General features: G+C 60.6%; 19 protein-coding genes. 9 read left to right on the top strand and 10 right to left on the bottom strand.

Annotated features, from left to right (window positions below):
- Positions 1–16 precede the first annotated feature (16 nt).
- Genes GWR55_RS10875 through GWR55_RS10865 form a run of 3 tightly spaced genes read left to right on the top strand, consistent with a single transcriptional unit; the run spans position 17 to position 1,956 of the window.
- The gene (locus tag GWR55_RS10875; RefSeq protein ID WP_162402287.1) at positions 17–448 is read left to right on the top strand and encodes a hypothetical protein; all 432 of its coding nucleotides are present in this window, start codon (positions 17–19) and stop codon (positions 446–448) included.
- 5 nt (positions 449–453) lie between these two features.
- The gene (locus GWR55_RS10870; protein ID WP_162402286.1) at positions 454–1,656 is read left to right on the top strand and encodes a lactonase family protein; all 1,203 of its coding nucleotides are present in this window, start codon (positions 454–456) and stop codon (positions 1,654–1,656) included.
- 15 nt (positions 1,657–1,671) lie between these two features.
- Positions 1,672–1,956: a hypothetical protein gene (locus GWR55_RS10865; RefSeq protein WP_162402285.1), complete on the top strand. Its 285-nt coding sequence runs from the start codon at positions 1,672–1,674 to the stop codon at positions 1,954–1,956.
- A 12-nt stretch (positions 1,957–1,968) separates the two neighbouring features.
- Here the strand turns inward: GWR55_RS10865 and GWR55_RS10860 are convergent, their stop codons facing one another.
- The 6 genes from GWR55_RS10860 to GWR55_RS10835 all read right to left on the bottom strand — a co-directional run bounded on the left by GWR55_RS10860 (position 1,969) and on the right by GWR55_RS10835 (position 6,476).
- Positions 1,969–3,009 (bottom strand): NAD(P)-dependent alcohol dehydrogenase, encoded by a 1,041-nt coding sequence (locus GWR55_RS10860; RefSeq protein WP_162402284.1) that lies wholly within the window; start codon positions 3,007–3,009, stop codon positions 1,969–1,971.
- Between the two features lie 122 nt (positions 3,010–3,131).
- A complete protein-coding gene (locus GWR55_RS10855) occupies positions 3,132–3,677 on the bottom strand; it encodes an adenine phosphoribosyltransferase (RefSeq protein WP_162402283.1) in 546 nt (181 codons plus the stop codon).
- Positions 3,678–3,684: 7 nt separating this feature from the next.
- Positions 3,685–3,966 (bottom strand): acylphosphatase, encoded by a 282-nt coding sequence (locus GWR55_RS10850; protein WP_162402282.1) that lies wholly within the window; start codon positions 3,964–3,966, stop codon positions 3,685–3,687.
- Positions 3,967–4,074: 108 nt separating this feature from the next.
- Positions 4,075–4,635: an elongation factor P gene (efp, locus tag GWR55_RS10845; protein ID WP_162402281.1), complete on the bottom strand. Its 561-nt coding sequence runs from the start codon at positions 4,633–4,635 to the stop codon at positions 4,075–4,077.
- A 122-nt stretch (positions 4,636–4,757) separates the two neighbouring features.
- Positions 4,758–5,798 (bottom strand): nuclease, encoded by a 1,041-nt coding sequence (locus GWR55_RS10840; RefSeq protein WP_162402280.1) that lies wholly within the window; start codon positions 5,796–5,798, stop codon positions 4,758–4,760.
- Between the two features lie 90 nt (positions 5,799–5,888).
- Entirely contained in the window at positions 5,889–6,476 is a 588-nt protein-coding gene (locus tag GWR55_RS10835) for an aminodeoxychorismate/anthranilate synthase component II (protein WP_162402279.1), read from the bottom strand.
- A 58-nt stretch (positions 6,477–6,534) separates the two neighbouring features.
- On the opposite strand from GWR55_RS10835, the gene GWR55_RS10830 reads away from it, so the two are divergent.
- A complete protein-coding gene (locus GWR55_RS10830; RefSeq protein WP_162402278.1) occupies positions 6,535–7,407 on the top strand; it encodes a hydroxypyruvate isomerase family protein in 873 nt (290 codons plus the stop codon).
- 83 nt (positions 7,408–7,490) lie between these two features.
- Entirely contained in the window at positions 7,491–7,766 is a 276-nt protein-coding gene (locus GWR55_RS10825) for a hypothetical protein (RefSeq protein WP_162402277.1), read from the top strand.
- 3 nt (positions 7,767–7,769) lie between these two features.
- On the opposite strand, the gene trpE is transcribed toward GWR55_RS10825, so the two are convergent.
- A complete protein-coding gene (gene trpE / locus GWR55_RS10820) occupies positions 7,770–9,284 on the bottom strand; it encodes an anthranilate synthase component I (protein WP_162402276.1) in 1,515 nt (504 codons plus the stop codon).
- A 198-nt stretch (positions 9,285–9,482) separates the two neighbouring features.
- Between trpE and GWR55_RS10815 the strand changes: the two genes are divergently transcribed.
- The gene (locus GWR55_RS10815) at positions 9,483–10,796 is read left to right on the top strand and encodes a Glu/Leu/Phe/Val dehydrogenase (RefSeq protein ID WP_162402275.1); all 1,314 of its coding nucleotides are present in this window, start codon (positions 9,483–9,485) and stop codon (positions 10,794–10,796) included.
- 142 nt (positions 10,797–10,938) lie between these two features.
- Here GWR55_RS10815 and GWR55_RS10810 read toward each other — a convergent pair whose 3' ends face one another.
- Entirely contained in the window at positions 10,939–12,393 is a 1,455-nt protein-coding gene (locus GWR55_RS10810) for an Ig-like domain-containing protein (RefSeq protein ID WP_162402274.1), read from the bottom strand.
- A gap of 101 nt (positions 12,394–12,494) precedes the next feature.
- Between GWR55_RS10810 and GWR55_RS10805 the strand changes: the two genes are divergently transcribed.
- From GWR55_RS10805 to pgsA, 3 genes are all read left to right on the top strand, one after another.
- Positions 12,495–12,887, top strand: coding sequence for a hypothetical protein (locus tag GWR55_RS10805; protein WP_162402273.1), 393 nt, complete (start codon positions 12,495–12,497; stop codon positions 12,885–12,887).
- Positions 12,853–13,125: a hypothetical protein gene (locus GWR55_RS10800; protein WP_162402272.1), complete on the top strand. Its 273-nt coding sequence runs from the start codon at positions 12,853–12,855 to the stop codon at positions 13,123–13,125. The genes GWR55_RS10805 and GWR55_RS10800 overlap by 35 nt, the downstream gene beginning before the upstream one ends.
- 112 nt (positions 13,126–13,237) lie before the next feature.
- Positions 13,238–13,945, top strand: a complete 708-nt coding sequence (gene pgsA / locus GWR55_RS10795; protein WP_162402271.1) for a CDP-diacylglycerol--glycerol-3-phosphate 3-phosphatidyltransferase — start codon at positions 13,238–13,240, stop codon at positions 13,943–13,945.
- A gap of 382 nt (positions 13,946–14,327) precedes the next feature.
- On the opposite strand, the gene GWR55_RS10790 is transcribed toward pgsA, so the two are convergent.
- Together GWR55_RS10790 and GWR55_RS10785 are read right to left on the bottom strand one after the other, a co-directional pair.
- Entirely contained in the window at positions 14,328–14,471 is a 144-nt protein-coding gene (locus tag GWR55_RS10790; protein ID WP_162402270.1) for a hypothetical protein, read from the bottom strand.
- Between the two features lie 131 nt (positions 14,472–14,602).
- Entirely contained in the window at positions 14,603–16,138 is a 1,536-nt protein-coding gene (locus tag GWR55_RS10785) for a fumarate hydratase (protein WP_162402269.1), read from the bottom strand.
- Between the last annotated feature and the right edge of the window lie 112 nt (positions 16,139–16,250).

Here is a 16,250-nt window from a genome sequence, read left to right as displayed (position 1 = left end):
TAAGCTAGAACTAACCATGTATGAAGACTTCAAAGTGAAGGATCGCTGGACCGGGGAAGAGCTCCACTGCCAGTGGAAGGGAACCATTGTGGCCATCGCGACGCGCCACGCCGATGCGACGGATATTCGATTCTCCGTCAATCAGCGGCCCGTCTGGATCTCCCTCCCGAATCTGGCATGGGTGGAGCACAAGCACCGTACCGGCTATGTGATCACCGATTATCTCGCTGCGCAGATCGCCGGCCGTTATCTCAAACAGGCCATCGAATCCGGCTATGACAACGGCCGCGAGATGTACACGATGACGGTGGATGAGGTGCTTGAGCATGCCGATAAGGTCGTCCGCGAGGTCGGTCATACCTCCCGGCTGCCCAGTCTTCCCGTCATCAACGAGAATGTGCGCGCCGAAGACGAGTTGGGCATCCACCTGCCGGGAGAGCCCGCTTAGTTGCCATGACCAGCCGGCGACAGTTTCTCTTTTCGTTTCCGGCCTACGCCCTTTCCGCGCAATACTTTGCCCCACGATTTCATCGAAAAAAACCGGTTCCTCCACCTCCTACCCGTGTCTTCATTGGCACTGACACGGCAAGGGGAGTCAGCAAGGGGATCTATCAGGCAGACTTCAACTCCCGTACCGGGCAGCTGACCGTCCCGGTCCTGGCTGTCGATACCGCCCGGCCCTCCTATCTTGCCCTTTCTCCTCTACGGAACGGCCGTCGTTCTCTCTATGCGGTCAATGCCGTGCCTGATCCTTCGGCCACGGTAACCACCTTCGACCTCGATCAGCGAACCGGCATCCTCACCCGGAAGTCCAGGGTGACCTCGGCAGGCGCCGGGCCGGCCTATGTATCGGTGGATTCCACCGGAAACTGCGCCTTTGTTGCCAACTACGTTGGCGGGACGATCGCTTCCTACAGGATCGAGCCTGACGGCACCCTTTCGAAGCCTGTCAGCACCTTCAACTACAGGGAGCCCAGGTTCGGCAAGCATGGTCCCGTCCCTAAACGGCAGGACGGTCCGCATCCGCACTCGGTCGTCGTCTCACCCGACGATCGGTTTCTCATCGTCAACGATCTTGGCAACGATGCCCTCAGCGTCTTCCTGATCGATACGGCGACGGGCAGGCTTACCCCATCGGATCCTTTGCTGACCAGCGTCCGGGCCGGTTCTGGCCCTCGGCACATTGCGTTTCACCCGAATGGCCGATGGGTCTATCTCATCAACGAGCTCGACTCCACCATCGATCACCTTCTATGGACCGCCACGCACTCCTTGAAGCATCCGCAGGCATTTCTGGTCCATACCAACGCCACCGTCAAGACCATTGCAGCAGGGTTCCCGGCCGATAAGAATACGGCCGCAGAGGTCATGATCTCTCCGGACGGCAACTTCCTCTATGCCAGCAATCGCGGGGAAGACACATTGGTTGTGTTTTCCATTCAGGATGACGGCAGCCTTAAGGAGATCCAGCGCATCGGCTGTGGGGGCAGGACCCCAAGACACTTCACCTTCGACCCGACCTTCGACTGGATCCTCTGCGGAAATCAGGATTCAGCCTCCATCACGGTCTTCCGCCGCGATCAGGGCAACGGCAAGCTGGCAGGCCCCACGCAGACCATCCCGGTCGACTCTCCGCTCTTCACGCTCTTCGCCTGAGGGATCGCCGCATCCATGTTCGCTCTCCGGCTCCAGATCGATCGCATCGATATGGAGGGGAGGGCGCACCCCTGCCCTATCCGGTGGATCGACAGCTTCGCGATGCGCAACTTTACCAACGACGCCATCTTTGACGACACGCTCCCCATCGCCGATGGCCTGATGGAGGCCGGTTACAGAGTTCCGCTCGATCGCCTCGAGAGCAGGATGGAAGAGTGGTTTCGCCGCAAAAGCTACATCGAGCCCGGAGAACGTCTGCGGATTACCTCCGCGTCCCCGGGCCCGACGACAGCACTGTAGCAATTCTGTTGTCTACAGCGTCTTCAAATCCAGAACGAAGCGGTACTTCACGTCGCTTTTCAGCACGCGCTCCCAGGCCTCATTCACCTTGTCGAAGCTCGTCATCTCGATGTCGGAGACGATGTTGTGCTTGCCGCAGAAATCCAGCATCTCCTGCGTCTCGCGAATGCCGCCGATCATCGATCCCGTAAAGTTCTTCCTTCCCAGCACGGCAAACGCCGTCACCGCCAGAGGATTCTCCGGAGCGCCCACCAGGCACAACGTGCCGTTACGCTTCAACAGCGAAAGATATGTGTTGATGTCGTGATCGGCGGAGACGCAGTCCAGGATGAAGTCGAAACTTCCGGTGTGCTTCGCTGCCCAATTCTCCTCGCGGGTCAGGATGACCTCGTCTGCGCCGAGCTTTTTTGCATCCTCAATCTTCGAGGCGGAGGTCGTAAACAGCACCGTCTTCGCTCCAAAGGCGTGCGAGAACTTCAAACCCATGTGGCCCAGGCCGCCGAGACCGACGACTCCGACCTTCTTGCCCGGTCCGGCATTCCAGTGCTTCAGCGGAGAGTAGGTCGTGATTCCCGCGCACAGCAGGGGAGCGGCAGCCGCAGGGTCGAGGTTTGCCGGGATGGAAAGAACGAAGTCTTCATCCACAACAACGTGGTTGCCATAGCCGCCGAAGGTAAGATTCCCGTCCTTGCCCCGCGAGTTATAGGTGTAAACCGTCTGGCCGCGCTCGCAGTACTGCTGTTCGCTCTCCTTGCAGGAGTTGCACTCGCCGCAGGAATCGACCATGCAACCCACGCCGACCAGATCGCCTACCTTGAACTTCGTGACCTTCGCGCCAACGCGGGCGACCTTGCCGATGACCTCGTGGCCCGGAACCATCGGGTAGAGCGCATTGCCCCATTCATTCCGCGCCTGGTGAATGTCAGAGTGACAGATTCCGCAGAAATCGACATCGATCAGGACATCCTTTTCGCCGGGTTCGCGATGTTCGTAAGCGAAAGGCTCCAGCGGAGTCGTTGCTGCCTGCGCGGCATAACCATTGGTTGCGATCATTGTGCTTTCTCCAGTGTTTGAGGGAGGATTTCCACGCGCCTGACCCTGCCGAGCCACATCGCGCATAAAAGATTTTGCTGATAGATACGGCGGAGACCACCCTGTCTCCGCCGGCCTTCTCTTTACTCGTTATAGTGCAAAAGGCTGAAGACGTCGTACTCGGAAAACTTCTCGCGGCCTTTCAGGAAGTCCAGTTCTACGGCAAATCCCAGGCTGACGATCTCTCCGCCCATCTGGCGAACCAACTGCACCGTCGCAGCCATCGTTCCGCCCGTTGCCAGCAGATCGTCGACGATGATCACCCTCTGCCCAGGCTTGATGGCATCCAGGTGGATCTCCAGCGAATCTGTGCCGTACTCCAGGTCGTAGCTGACACGCGCAGTCTGCGCCGGCAGCTTCTTCGGCTTACGAACCGGCACAAAGCCAGCGTTCAGCCGATAGGCCAGCGCCGGGCCAAAGATAAAGCCGCGGGCTTCAATTCCCAGCACCAGGTCCACGTCTTTGCCAATGTAATAGGCTGCAAAGGCGTCGATCAGCTGCGCGAACCCGGTCTTGTCCTTCAGAAGCGTGGTGATGTCATAAAACAGGATTCCCGGCTTCGGAAAGTCCGGTACGGTTCGCACAAGAGCCTTCAGCGGCTCACAATTTATCAGGTTTGCGTTCTGCATTCTTCTCCTACCACGCTCCTTCAATCTCAAACGGTCCCAGCTTCGCGTCTTCGCTGTCGTCCAACTCCTGCTCGAGAACGGAATCCACGCGGCTGCCGCGGGAGCCTCTCCTGAGTGCCGCCTTCAGCTCGGTCAGAATCTCAGGATCGCCGGAGGCGACCACCTCTACATGGCCGGTATCGGTGTTATGAACCCACCCGCGCAGGTCAAGCTCGGCGGCTTCGCGGTGCACAAACCAGCGAAACCCAACCCCCTGCACCCGGCCTTTTACAAGGAAGTAACGGACCATGAACCTTCAGTGTCGCAGAGCGATCTGGCACACGCAAGCCAAACCGTTGCCAAGCAAAAGGAGCAGAGGCCATGCTCTGCTCCTTCCACGTCTCTTGAACAGAGCACGTTATGCGCGGCTCATGTAAGCGCCTTCGGCCGTATCCACGCGGATCTTTTCACCCTCGTTGATGAACGGAGGAACCTGCACCACCAGCCCGGTCTCGAGCTTCGCAGGCTTCGTCACCGAAGATGCCGTTGCCGACTTGATGCCCGGCTCCGTCTCGACTACGGTCATCTCAACGACGTTCGGCAGCTCGATACCGACAGCCTTGCCGTCGTGAAAGCTGACCGCGATCGTCAGATTGGGCATCAGGTAGTCCACCGCATCGCCCAGCGTCTCGCGCTTCAGGTGCGTCTGCTCGAACGTCTCCATGTCCATGAAGTAGTAGTCGTCTCCGTCGTTGTACAGGAACTCCATCTTCACCTCGTCCACCACCACGCGGTCAATCGGGTCAGGTGAGCGGAAGCGTTCTACGAACATGGCGCCGGTGCGAATATTCCTGAGCTTGGCCTGGATGAAGGCGCGAAGATTGCCTGGCGTACGGTGCTCCACCGAAAAGACGAGGTGGAGGTCGTCCTTAAACTTGATAACCATGCCCGGTCGCATCTGCGTTGCGGGAATCGACATTGAAAGACCTCTGATCCTGGCTGAACTTCAGCTGTTTTGAGAGTTTGTCCGGCGGAACCGCCACCCGGCGTCTCAATCGCCCGAACCGTTTTATTGTATCGCAGGGCGCCTGCGCCGACGCCTTAATGCCGGCCAAACAAGTGCTTGAAGAATCGCCCAATCGAATGAAATAAGTCACTTGGCGGAGGTGCCGCAGGTGGAGGTGGTGCCTGTGCTTTGCCCGCAACTTCGATCTTCGGCGCAGATTCTGCGGGCGTTTCTGAAGCCTTTTCGACGTGCGGCCCTGGAGTTTTCGAGGATGCGACCGTCTGACCGGCGGCGGTGGTCTCATTGTCACCGGTCGTTGCCGATCCCCCGCCCGCTTCGCCACCATAGCTCAGCGTCGTCGCAACCTGCGCGTGCACCGTTCCGGCAGGGGTCTGCGGCGGCCCGCTCAGCGGAGCCAACCCAGCACTTTGAGCAGCGGGGAAGGGATGCTGCTCCGCCGCTGTCTTTGCAACAGCGCTTCCCGGAGCAGCCGCATCCGTCCCGCTTACTCCGGCATTGGCTACCGAGATCACCGGGGCTGCCGGGCATCCGCACGGCTCGCTCTCCTGGTCCACGACCTCTTTCAGGCTGCCATGCTCGAACAGCACATGCTGGCCGGGCTTGACCATATAGCTGCTCTCTCCAAACTGATCGGCCACATTCAGCGACGGGGCGGTCGCGCCACGGTTCTCCACGCAGGTATCGCCGTTCCGGGCGACCCGCAGCCGCAGATCCAGCGCTCCAGGAGAACCCATCGTGAACCGCAGGTCCGGAGTCATCACGACATCGCTTGCCGTCACCCTTGTCGCGATCTCGATGGCGCCGCGATCAAGCGCCAGCATCAGCGGAGCTTCTACAGCGCCCTTGCCGGTCGCCACATGTAGCCCGCTGGTGGAGCACACCCGGATTGCTCCGCCGCGTTGCAGCTTTACCTCGGCCGTATGGTCACGGGCCGTTACGGTCGAAGCGCCCACCAGCTCAATACGGCCGTTTGAAATCTCGAGAGCACCGGCGACCGTGGCATCCGCCGGAGCGACTGAGCCGATCGACCGCTGCGCTCGTCCAATTGCGGGGCAACTCAGAAAGCACAATACCACCAGTCCGCTGTAGCCCGGATTGGACGCTTTTGCCGCCATGCTGCGAAACCGATTCGTTGGAAGAAGGATCGTCATTCTGAGCGCAGCGAAGAATCCCTGTATTTCGTCTTTCCTGGTTGCCGAGGCACCCTACATCTTTAGAAAATTCTCGATGATCTCTTTGCCGTGCGAGGTCAGCACGCTTTCCGGATGGAACTGCACGCCCTCGATGGGAAGGTCACGGTGCCGAAGACCCATAATCGTCTCCTCGCCGGTCAGAGCATCCGTTGATCTGGCGGAAACTTCCAGCTCCGCCGGCAGTCCCTTCGGGCTTACGATCAGCGAGTGATACCGCGTGCACGTCATCGTCGGCGGAATCCCCGCGAAGATCGTCCTGCCATCGTGCTGTACCTCACTCGTCTTGCCGTGCATCAGCTTAGGGGCACGCACCACTTCGCCTCCAAACGCCGCGCCGATCGCCTGGTGCCCGAGACAGACCCCGAGGATCGGAACTCTGCGCTCCAGCTTTGAGAAGTGGCGGATCAGATCCATGCTGATGCCCGCATCCTGCGGCGTGCATGGTCCCGGCGAGATCAAGATATGGTCGGGCCGCAGAGCTTCCACCTCTTCCGGCGTCAACTCATCATTGCGCTTCACCACTATCTCGGCGCCCAGTTCGCCCATGTACTGCACCAGGTTGTAGGTAAACGAATCGTAGTTGTCCAGAACGAAGACCATGACTTGTTAATTCTAGCTCCTGTACGCTGCGCGCGGCTCCTTGTACTATGTTGCCGGTATGGAGAATCGGCGTAAGTTTCTCAAATCCGGGCTCGCGGCGGCCGTTCTGACAGGAACCTCGTCGTTGGCCGAGCAGACGGGCAGCGCCCCGCAATCCTTACCGGCGCAGCGCAAGGGGCGTATCCGGCAATCCGCTTCCCGCGGGTGTTACAAGCAGTTCACCCTCGATCAACTTTGCGAACACGGGGCGCAAATGGGGTTGAAAGGCATCGATTTGCTGGGCATGGAGGACTGGGAGACCCCTCGCCGCTATGGCCTGATCTGCGCCATGGGATACGCGGGAGGAGGCTCGATTCCTGACGCCCTGAACCGTACCGAAAACCATGCGGCTATTGAAGCCGCGTTCCGCAAAAACATTCCTCTCGCCGCGAAGGCAGGTGTGCCGAACGTCATCACCTTCTCAGGAAACCGTCGCGGCATGCCGGATGAAGAAGGCGCGCGCAACACGATCGCCGGCCTGAATCGGCTGAAGAAGATCGCCGAAGACAACGGCGTAACCATCTGCCTGGAGCTGTTGAACAGCAAGCGCAACCACAAGGACTACATGGCTGACCACACAGCCTGGGGTGCACGCGTGATGCGCGAGGTCAATTCACCCCGCTGTAAGCTGCTCTACGACATCTACCACATGCAGATCATGGAAGGTGACCTGATCGCTACCGTCCGCGAAAACATCGATGTGATTGGCCACTTCCATACGGGAGGCGTTCCCGGCCGCGCCGAGATCGACAGCACGCAGGAGATTTACTATCCGGCACTGATGAAGGCTATCGCCGATCTGAATTTTTCCGGCTACGTGGCGCATGAATTCACGCCCAGGCGCGATCCGCTGACCTCGCTGCGACAGGCCGTCGATCTCTGTGATGTCTAGGGAGTTTTCGGGGCACGGCCGATGCCTGCGGGCAAACGCGGAAGGATCTTCAGCGTCTTACTAAAGCGATTGGAGAGTGTTCGATGCAACTCGATCTGAGCCGCTGGAAGCATTTCACTGCCATGGCCATCATCGGAGACGGAGTCATGGGCTTCATCCATCCGAAGCGCGACGCCAAGGCCTGGCACTGCGGGCCCGAGCCCTGGAAGAACCTGATGCAGTCCCTTGAAGACCACCCCAACCTCACCCGCGCCATCTCCGCCGCGCAGGTCGTTGGGGGCGTCCTTTGGATGCTCCACTCCGGCAAGCAGGATGCCGAGGCAAAGACCGTTGATGCCGGTTCGAAAAAGCTGGCGTAGGGTCTACCCCCGCGCTCGTTCAATCGCCCGCACGACCGCCTTGGCCTTGTTCACCGACTCCTCATACTCCTTGATCGGAACGGAGTCGGCCACCACACCGCCGCCCGATTGAATATGGCCATGCGGGCCGTTCATGTACAGCGTGCGAATGGCGATGCACGAGTCCAGATTGCCGCTGAAGTCCGCATACAATACGCTGCCTCCATAGACGCCGCGGCGTGACGGCTCCAGCTCTTCGATAATCTCCATCGCGCGTACCTTTGGTGCTCCGCTCAGCGTCCCGGCCGGAAAGCAGGCGCGGAGTGCGTCGATCGGTGTCAGCCCGTCCTTCAACCTGCCCTCAAGCGCGCTTACCAGGTGCATTACATGGCTGTAGCGCTCCACAAACATCAGGTCCTTTACCTTTACGCTGCCAAACTCGCTGACGCGACCGACATCGTTGCGCCCCAGGTCGACCAGCATGATGTGCTCGGCACGCTCCTTTTCATCATCGCGAAGCTCTGCTTCGATGCGCCGGTCTTCCACCTCGTCTGCCGACCGTGGACGTGTACCTGCGATGGGGCGATACTCCACATCACGCCCATGCACGCGCACTAGAAGCTCCGGCGACGAGCCGACAATGTGATGGGCCACCGGCTTCTTCTTGGCCGTTTCCTCATCCAGTCCAAACCGCAAAAAGTACATGTACGGAGAAGGATTGACGATTCGCAGCGCGCGATAAATCTCAAAGGCATCCACGCCCGGCTCGCAGTCGAAACGCTGCGAAAGCACACACTGGAAGACATCCCCCGCAGCGATGTACTCCTTGGTCTTCTCTACGCCCTTCAGAAACTTCGCCTTCGGCGTCCGCGGTTCGAGCTTCAGCTTGCCCAATGGCTTGCGCTTCTTCATCGCAGGCAGAGGGTCGTGCAGGCGTTTCTCCAGCCTGTTCAGACGCCTGACCGCACGGGCATGGGCTCCTTCGCTCCTCTCGCGGGCAAGATCGACAGTGACGATCAGGTGAATCTCTTTCTTCACATGATCGAAGGCCAGCACCTGGTCAAAGAACATCAGGCAGGCGTCCGGCACGCCGAGCTCATCCTTCGCTGTCGCCGGCAGCTTCTCGATCTGCCGCACGACGTCGTAGGCAAAGAAGCCCACAGCGCCCGCAGTGAAGGGAGGCAGCCCGGACAGCTTCGCAGGCCTGTGGCCGCTCAGTGCCTTCTTCAGCTCAGTAAAGATATCGCCGGTAAAGGACATGGTCTTGCGTCCTTCACGCACCGTAATCTGGTCGCCGCGCGAGATCATCTTCTTGTACGGCTCGATACCGATGAAGGTATAGCGGCCCACATGCTCGCCGCCCTCGACCGACTCCAGCAGAAACGCCTCCGGCTCTTCGGCTGCAATCCGCAGAAACGCCGAGACCGGCGTCTCCAGATCGGCGGCTACGGTTCGGTAAACGGGGACGAGCGTATGCGTGCGGCCAAGCCGCAGAAAATCGCGCTCTGAGGGCAGGGAGTTTGTGCTGGAAACAGGCATAACTGCCTTCATCATACCCGCCCGCACCAGTCAGTCGGCTTTTGGGGTCGCAGTTCTGTCACTTCTGCGGCGGCTTCCGAGATGTCACAGTCGGTCCTGTCGAACCCGATACGCCCTTTGCCTCCGATGCATTGAAACGCATCCAGCCGCGTCCTATACTCAGCAGGCCTCAGTCCGTAGATGGAGGAGAAAAGAGCAATGGCCGAAGAACAGCTGATACCGGCGACGGAGCAGAAGGAAACAGACATGGCGACCCTCACCCCTGAGCAGGAGATGAACCCATGGGATGCCCAGGCTGCCCGATTCGACTTCGCTGCTAAAAAACTCAACCTCGACTCCGGACTCTGGAAGGTGCTTCGTCAGCCCTGCCGCGAGATCATTGTCCACTTTCCTGTCAGCATGGATGACGGAAGCATCGAAGTCTTCACCGGCTACCGCGTCCATCACTCCGTCGCCCGCGGCCCCGGCAAGGGCGGCATTCGCTACGCCCCCGACGTCTCGCTCGACGAGGTCCGCGCTCTGGCCTCCTGGATGACCTGGAAGTGCGCCGTCGTCAACATCCCCTTCGGTGGGGCCAAGGGTGGAGTCATCTGCGATCCCAAAAAGCTCTCCCAGGGCGAACTTGAGCGCATCACCCGCCGCTACACCGCCGAGATTATCGAGTTCCTCGGGCCTGAAAAAGACGTTCCCGCCCCCGATATGGGCACCGACGAGCAGACCATGGCCTGGATCATGGACACCTACTCCATGCACATGCGCCAGACCGTCAACGCCGTCGTCACCGGCAAGCCCGTCAACCTTGGCGGCTCCCGTGGACGCACCGCCGCCACCGGCCACGGTCTGGCTGTCGTCTGCGACGAGGCTCTAAAGCTGCTCGAAATGCCGGTCGAAGGCTGCCGCGTCATCGTGCAGGGCTTCGGCAACGTCGGCTCCAACGCCGCGCGCCTGCTTGCCGACAAGGGATACACCGTCATCGGTATCGCCGAATACGATGGCGGCCTCTACAACTCCAATGGCATCGATATTCACGCGCTCGTGGAATACCGCAAGCGAACCCGGACCGTCACTGGCTTTCCCGGAGCCCAGGCCGTCGACAAGGACGAGCTGCTCACTTATGAGTGCGAGATCCTTCTTCCCGCCGCGACCGAAAACGTTATCACCAGCCACAATGCCGCCAGGCTGCGCTGCAGGATCCTCTGCGAAGGCGCCAACGGCCCCACCACGCCCCTTGCCGACGACATCCTCTCAGACAAAAAGATCTTCGTCATCCCTGACATCCTTGCTAACGCCGGCGGCGTCACCACCAGCTACTTCGAGTGGGTGCAGGACCGTATGGGCTACTTCTGGACCGAATCCGAAGTCAACCAGCGCCTCGATCACATCATGTCCGAGAGCTTCCGCGACGTCATCACCTACGCCCGCAACCATCAGGTCAACAACCGCATCGCCGCCTACATGCTCGCCATCGATCGCGTCGCCTACACCACACGCCAGCGCGGCATCTACGCCTGAAGCGTGCGCACTCGCATCTCTTCATGCGTATCGCATGAGGGGGTCTTCGAGCGAAGCTCGGGTGGCTTGCTTAAGGGCACGGCTTCAGCCGTGCCGCATCGATGACGCGAAGTGAACGGCTTCAGCCGCTGAGGTTCTGTTCCTACGGCGTCACCACCAGCTTCACCATTTGCGAAACCTGCGCCCCTCCCACACTCCCCATCACGGTGATCGTATACGTCCCCGGCCTCGTGCCAAGGTCGGTACAGTTTCCGGTCCCGCAACCACTCATCACACCGATAGTTCCCACGGCGCAAAGCACAACAAGCAGCTGTTTCACGGTTCTACGCCGGCGCGATGCCATCATCAGAAGAACGCCCGCCAGCGGCAGGGCCGAGCTGGCTGTGGGTCCACCATACGGCGTCGACGACCCGCAATCCCGCGGCGCCGAAGTTGAGATCCTCAAGGTCGCTGTCCCCTGGCCGGTTGCCACTGCCGAGCCCGGCACATACGAGCAGCTCGCCTCCTCAGGCAGCCCGCGGCAGCTCAGGCTTACTGCTTTTGTCGTCGCGGAGCCCGTCTTCATCATCACCGGCACGCTGACCGTGTCGCCCGCCGCCACCGTGATTGTCGTTGAGCCAAGCGTCAGGCCATCCTGCGAACCCTGCTGCGCATTCACCACCAGGTTGAGTGGGGCCGACACGCTTCCCGCCGCCGTCGCATCTCCCCCATACCGCGCCACGATGCTATGGCTTCCTGTGCTAAGCGTCGACGTACTCCACACCGCCGTTCCCGCCGTTACCGCAGCCGATCCGACGGCCGCACCGCCGTCTTCAAAAATCACCGCTCCCGAAGGGGCCACCTTTCCTCCTGCAGCCGCTACCTTTGCGGTAAACGTCACATTCTGTCCCTGGGTCGCAGAAGCCGCGCTCGCGGAAACCGTCGTCGTGGTCGTCGCCAGCGCACCCTGCACCATTACCGGAACCGCCACGCTGGTCGAACCCTGCAGATTTCCATTGCCTTCATATCGTGCTGTGATCTCGTGATTCCCGGCGACCAACATCAGGACGGATAGCGCTGCCACGCCATTGTCCGTAAGACCGGTCGATCCCATCGTCGTCGTCCCATCCAGAAACGTCACCAAGCCGCTGGCCGGACCATGCGCACCCGCAACCGTAGCCGTGTAAACCACACTCCCGCCCGTCGCCACCATCGCTGCAGAGCTTGCCACCGCCGTAGTTGTGGTATCCGGCTGTACCGTAACGGTCACCGGATTCGACCTCGCTCCGGCATGCGTAGCATCGCCCGAATACACCGCCGTAAACAGATGCGTGCCCACCTCGAACCCCTGCGCCGCCTCAGCCGGACAGCTCGCTCCATTCGTCAGTGTTAACGTACAGAAGCTCTTTGTGCCGTCGTAGAACGTAACCGTGCCCGTGACCGCCGAACCATCGACTGCCGTAATCTGCGCCACACCGTCAATCGTCTCTCCGTAAGACAGAGTCAGCGGAGTCGTCACATTCAGTGCGACCGCCGTCGGAACCTTCATCTGCGCCCCCATCCCATAAGGAAGGGAGAGCAGAGCAGCCATCGTCCAGAGCAGCTTGTATATCGACATAGGTCCTTGGGGCAATCGATCCCTTTATCGGCCCCTCCAGACCAGACAACAGCCGCGCGGAGTAGAATCCTCCCCTGAAATTCCCAAACCAGGAGTCGGAGATGCGCCCTCGCTCGATCGTTCTCGTAATCGCCACACTCGTGCTCGCCAGCGCTCTCTCTTTCGCGAAGAACAAGTCCAAAGACAAGGATGCTCTGCCTCCCTGGCTCCTCCAGGCCCATACAGTGTCTGTGATCATTGATCCCGACGCGGGTGTCTCCCCCGAAGACCCGAATGCCAACCAGATCGCGCGCCGCGATGTCCAGGCGGCGCTCCAGAAGTGGGGCCGCTTTGAGCCTTCCCTCGTCAACCAGCCCTCCGACATCATCATCGTCATCCGCCGCGGCCACCGGCGCATGGCCGGCGCCACCATACCCGACCCGCGCCAGAACAGCCCCATCGGTGGCGTCAGCTCGACCGATGACAGCATCTCCGCCGCAAGGCCGCCGCGGTAACCCGGCATCTCCTCCCCAGGGCATGCCCAACCGGCCCTACTCCCCCACCCCTCAGCTCGAGGTCGGCTTCCCGGACGACTCTTTTGCGGTCTATGAGGGCCGCGCTGACCATCCATTGGATGCTCCAGCGGCATGGCGCTACGTCGCGCCGGACGCCCTCCGCTCACCCTCGGTTCCCGCCGTGGATGTATTCCGCAAGGCCGTCGCTGCCGCCGATAAGGCCGCCGCGAAGCCCTAAACCGGTCCAGCCTTCAACCCGCGACCCGGCAGGCCTGCCCCCGGCTGTGGCAGAATGAACTCATTGAAATGACCGGCGCCAGCCTGCCAGGCGCGCCGTGGATTGCCATGCGATGAATCTTCCGAACTCCATCACGATGAGCCGAATCGCATGCATCCCCCTGCTCATCTGGATCCTCTCGCCTGCCTTCCCCCTTCACGGGCATGGCCGCCCGGGGCTAGTCGGCGGCGAGCAGGAGATCATCGCCTCCATCGTCTTTATCCTCGCCTCCATCACCGATGGAGTCGACGGCTACCTTGCCCGGAAACGTGGCCAGATCACCACCATGGGCATGCTTCTCGACCCCTTGGCCGACAAGCTCATGATCTCGGCCGCCTACATCGTTCTGGTGGCCTACAACCCCCGGGTCGTGCCGCCCTGGATCGCCGTCGTCGTCATCGGGCGCGAGTTCCTGGTCTCCGGCCTCCGCTCCATCGCCGCCACCGAGGGCTTCACCATCGAGGCCTCCGAGATCGGTAAGCTCAAGACCGTCATCCAGATCGTCTCGGTCGTCGCCGCCATCCTCGCCCACCGCTGGGACTACTGGATCTGGTTTCCCAGCTTCCACGGCGGTTTCGTTATCGCCGTGCACTTCATCGCCATCACCGCCATCTACTGGATGACCATTGTCTCGATCATCTCCGCTGTCGACTACTTTGTAGGCTTCTGGAAGAAGATCGACCACGCCTCCGAGCGAGCCCGCACACGCAAACGTGTCGTCCTGAGCCGCAAAGCCAAACCCAGCCAGCCCAGCCCCGAACACCCATCGCGCATCGGCTGACGCAGTTCCTTCGGATTCATTGAAAGAACTCCGATAGCGTCTAGGCTCTCAGGAAATTCGGAGATCAACATGGTCGTCATTCTGAGCGTATCGAAGAATCCCTATATTCTGCCGGACCGCCGACAGATCTCCGACACAGGGGCACATCAGACGGTTTCATCACGAACGAACAATGCAGTTGAATTCAACCCACACGCGAGCAGATTAGAAGGCGTCATGGTCAATACCTTTTAGGTTTCCAATAGAGACAGGGACACCATCGATCTTCAGAGGCGTGTAGACGCAATGCCGATATGCGTCTAGGGCCTCGTTGAAGAAACCGACCAGACACCCTGTCCGGAGATAGGCTTCTTCATCTGTAGAGTGACAATGGCCGAATCAATTACAACCGGCTGGCGATAAACTTCATCGCCTCCTGGCCCATCTCCTGCCGCAGTTGAGCCGCAGCATCCGGCTTCTGCTGCGCGATTGCAGTTCCTGAAACTGCAGCCAAAAGGCCAAGAGGGACAGCAAAGCAGAGGTGCAAGGCAGAATCCTGAGCTTCATATCTCCACTTAATCCCGCTGAATTTATGGTTCGGCCAAGCATAAGCCATGGCCGTCACGCATACGCCATTCTGCAGAGACTCACCTTGAGAGACCCGGATGATCCATTCGGCTACTGCAGAATCGGAACCCCGGGCAGCTCGCTTGCAATCCTGGCCTTCCACTCCGCCGGACCGGTCTGGTGGACGCTGACGCCCTTGGAGTCGACCGCGACCGTCACCGGCATATCGACCACGTCGAACTCGTAGATCGCCTCCATCCCGAGGTCCCCGAAGGCCAGCAGCTTGGAGCTTCGGATCGCCTTCGAGACCAGGTAAGCCGCCCCGCCCACCGCCATTAGGTACACAGCGTCGAACTCCTCGATGGCGTCGATTGCGACCTGCCCGCGCTCGGCCTTGCCGACCATGCCCAGAAGGCCGGTCTGCTCCAGCATCTGCCGGGTGAACTTGTCCATGCGGGTGGCTGTTGTGGGGCCAGCCGGGCCGACCGCCTCGTCGCGCACTGCGTCGACCGGACCGACGTAGTAAATAAACCGGTTGGTGAAGTCCACCGGAAGCTTCTCGCCGCGGTTCAGCATGTCGGTCAGGCGCTTGTGGGCGGCGTCACGGCCCGTCAGCAGCTTGCCGTTCAGCAGCAGAACCTCGCCCGGCTTCCACGTCTTCACCTCGTCGCGGGTGACCGTGTTCAGGTCGACGCGCCGGGCCTTCGATGCGTCATAGGTCAGCTCCGGCCACGTCTCGAGCTTCGGCGCCTCGAGCGCCACCGGCCCTGAGCCGTCCAGGTGGAAGTGCGCATGACGCGTCGCCGCGCAATTCGGAATCATCGCGACCGGCAGATTGGCCGCATGCGTCGGATAGTCCTTGATCTTGATATCGAGCACGGTCGTCAGGCCACCCAGACCCTGTGCCCCAATGCCCAGCTGGTTGATCTTGTTGTAAAGCTCTACCCGTAACTCTTCGATCTTGTTCTTCGGCCCCCGCGCGATCAGTTCCTGCATGTCGATCGGGTCCATCAGGGACTCCTTCGCCATAACCATAGCCTTCTCCGCGGTGCCGCCGATGCCGATACCGAGCATTCCCGGCGGGCACCAGCCGGCGCCCATGGTCGGAACTGTCTTTACTACCCAGTCGATGATCGAATCGGACGGATTCAGCATGACGAACTTCGACTTCGCCTCGGAGCCGCCGCCCTTGGCCGCGACCGTCACGTCCACATCGCCGCCCTCGACCATCTCGACCGAGACGACCGCCGGGGTGTTGTCGCCGGTGTTCTTCCGCGAAAACGCCGGATCGGCCAGGATGCTGGCCCGCAGCTTGTTGTCCGGAAGCAGGTAAGCGCGGCGGACGCCCTCATCGACCATCTGCTGGACGGTCTTGAGCGGCTGGCCGTCGTTGTCCCAGCGCGCCTCCATACCAACCTTCACAAACGCGGTCACGATGCCGGTGTCCTGGCAGACGGGGCGGTGGCCCTCGGCGCACATGCGCGAGTTGATCAGGATCTGCGCCATCGCGTCTTTCGCGGCGGGCGACTGCTCCAACTCCCAGGCGCGCGTCAGGTTAGTGATGAAGTCCTCAGGATGGTAGTAGCTGATGTACTGCAGCGCGTCAGCGACAGACTGGATGAAATCGGCTTGCTTGATGGTGGCCATGGCACCCTCATTTTAGGGGCTGTGCAACATCATTGTCGCCGGAGACCACCCTCTCTGCGCGGTTATCGAAAACAAGCAGGTAAGTCCTGACACGAAATGGCGTCATCCTACA

Source organism: Edaphobacter sp. 12200R-103, assembly GCF_010093025.1.
Lineage (GTDB): Bacteria > Acidobacteriota > Terriglobia > Terriglobales > Acidobacteriaceae > Edaphobacter.
This window is presented reverse-complemented; position numbering and strand designations above follow the sequence as displayed.

Excerpts from the sequence above, each read along its gene's own strand:
- GWR55_RS10875 (WP_162402287.1), top strand. The coding sequence starts at position 17 with ATGTATGAAGACTTCAAAGTGAAGGATCGCTGGACCGGGGAAGAGCTC.
- GWR55_RS10870 (WP_162402286.1), top strand. The coding sequence starts at position 454 with ATGACCAGCCGGCGACAGTTTCTCTTTTCGTTTCCGGCCTACGCCCTT.
- GWR55_RS10865 (WP_162402285.1), top strand. The coding sequence starts at position 1,672 with ATGTTCGCTCTCCGGCTCCAGATCGATCGCATCGATATGGAGGGGAGG.
- GWR55_RS10860 (WP_162402284.1), bottom strand. The coding sequence starts at position 3,009 with ATGATCGCAACCAATGGTTATGCCGCGCAGGCAGCAACGACTCCGCTG.
- GWR55_RS10855 (WP_162402283.1), bottom strand. The coding sequence starts at position 3,677 with ATGCAGAACGCAAACCTGATAAATTGTGAGCCGCTGAAGGCTCTTGTG.
- GWR55_RS10850 (WP_162402282.1), bottom strand. The coding sequence starts at position 3,966 with ATGGTCCGTTACTTCCTTGTAAAAGGCCGGGTGCAGGGGGTTGGGTTT.
- efp (WP_162402281.1), bottom strand. The coding sequence starts at position 4,635 with ATGTCGATTCCCGCAACGCAGATGCGACCGGGCATGGTTATCAAGTTT.
- GWR55_RS10840 (WP_162402280.1), bottom strand. The coding sequence starts at position 5,798 with ATGGCGGCAAAAGCGTCCAATCCGGGCTACAGCGGACTGGTGGTATTG.
- GWR55_RS10835 (WP_162402279.1), bottom strand. The coding sequence starts at position 6,476 with ATGGTCTTCGTTCTGGACAACTACGATTCGTTTACCTACAACCTGGTG.
- GWR55_RS10830 (WP_162402278.1), top strand. The coding sequence starts at position 6,535 with ATGGAGAATCGGCGTAAGTTTCTCAAATCCGGGCTCGCGGCGGCCGTT.
- GWR55_RS10825 (WP_162402277.1), top strand. The coding sequence starts at position 7,491 with ATGCAACTCGATCTGAGCCGCTGGAAGCATTTCACTGCCATGGCCATC.
- trpE (WP_162402276.1), bottom strand. The coding sequence starts at position 9,284 with ATGCCTGTTTCCAGCACAAACTCCCTGCCCTCAGAGCGCGATTTTCTG.
- GWR55_RS10815 (WP_162402275.1), top strand. The coding sequence starts at position 9,483 with ATGGCCGAAGAACAGCTGATACCGGCGACGGAGCAGAAGGAAACAGAC.
- GWR55_RS10810 (WP_162402274.1), bottom strand. The coding sequence starts at position 12,393 with ATGTCGATATACAAGCTGCTCTGGACGATGGCTGCTCTGCTCTCCCTT.
- GWR55_RS10805 (WP_162402273.1), top strand. The coding sequence starts at position 12,495 with ATGCGCCCTCGCTCGATCGTTCTCGTAATCGCCACACTCGTGCTCGCC.
- GWR55_RS10800 (WP_162402272.1), top strand. The coding sequence starts at position 12,853 with ATGACAGCATCTCCGCCGCAAGGCCGCCGCGGTAACCCGGCATCTCCT.
- pgsA (WP_162402271.1), top strand. The coding sequence starts at position 13,238 with ATGAATCTTCCGAACTCCATCACGATGAGCCGAATCGCATGCATCCCC.
- GWR55_RS10785 (WP_162402269.1), bottom strand. The coding sequence starts at position 16,138 with ATGGCCACCATCAAGCAAGCCGATTTCATCCAGTCTGTCGCTGACGCG.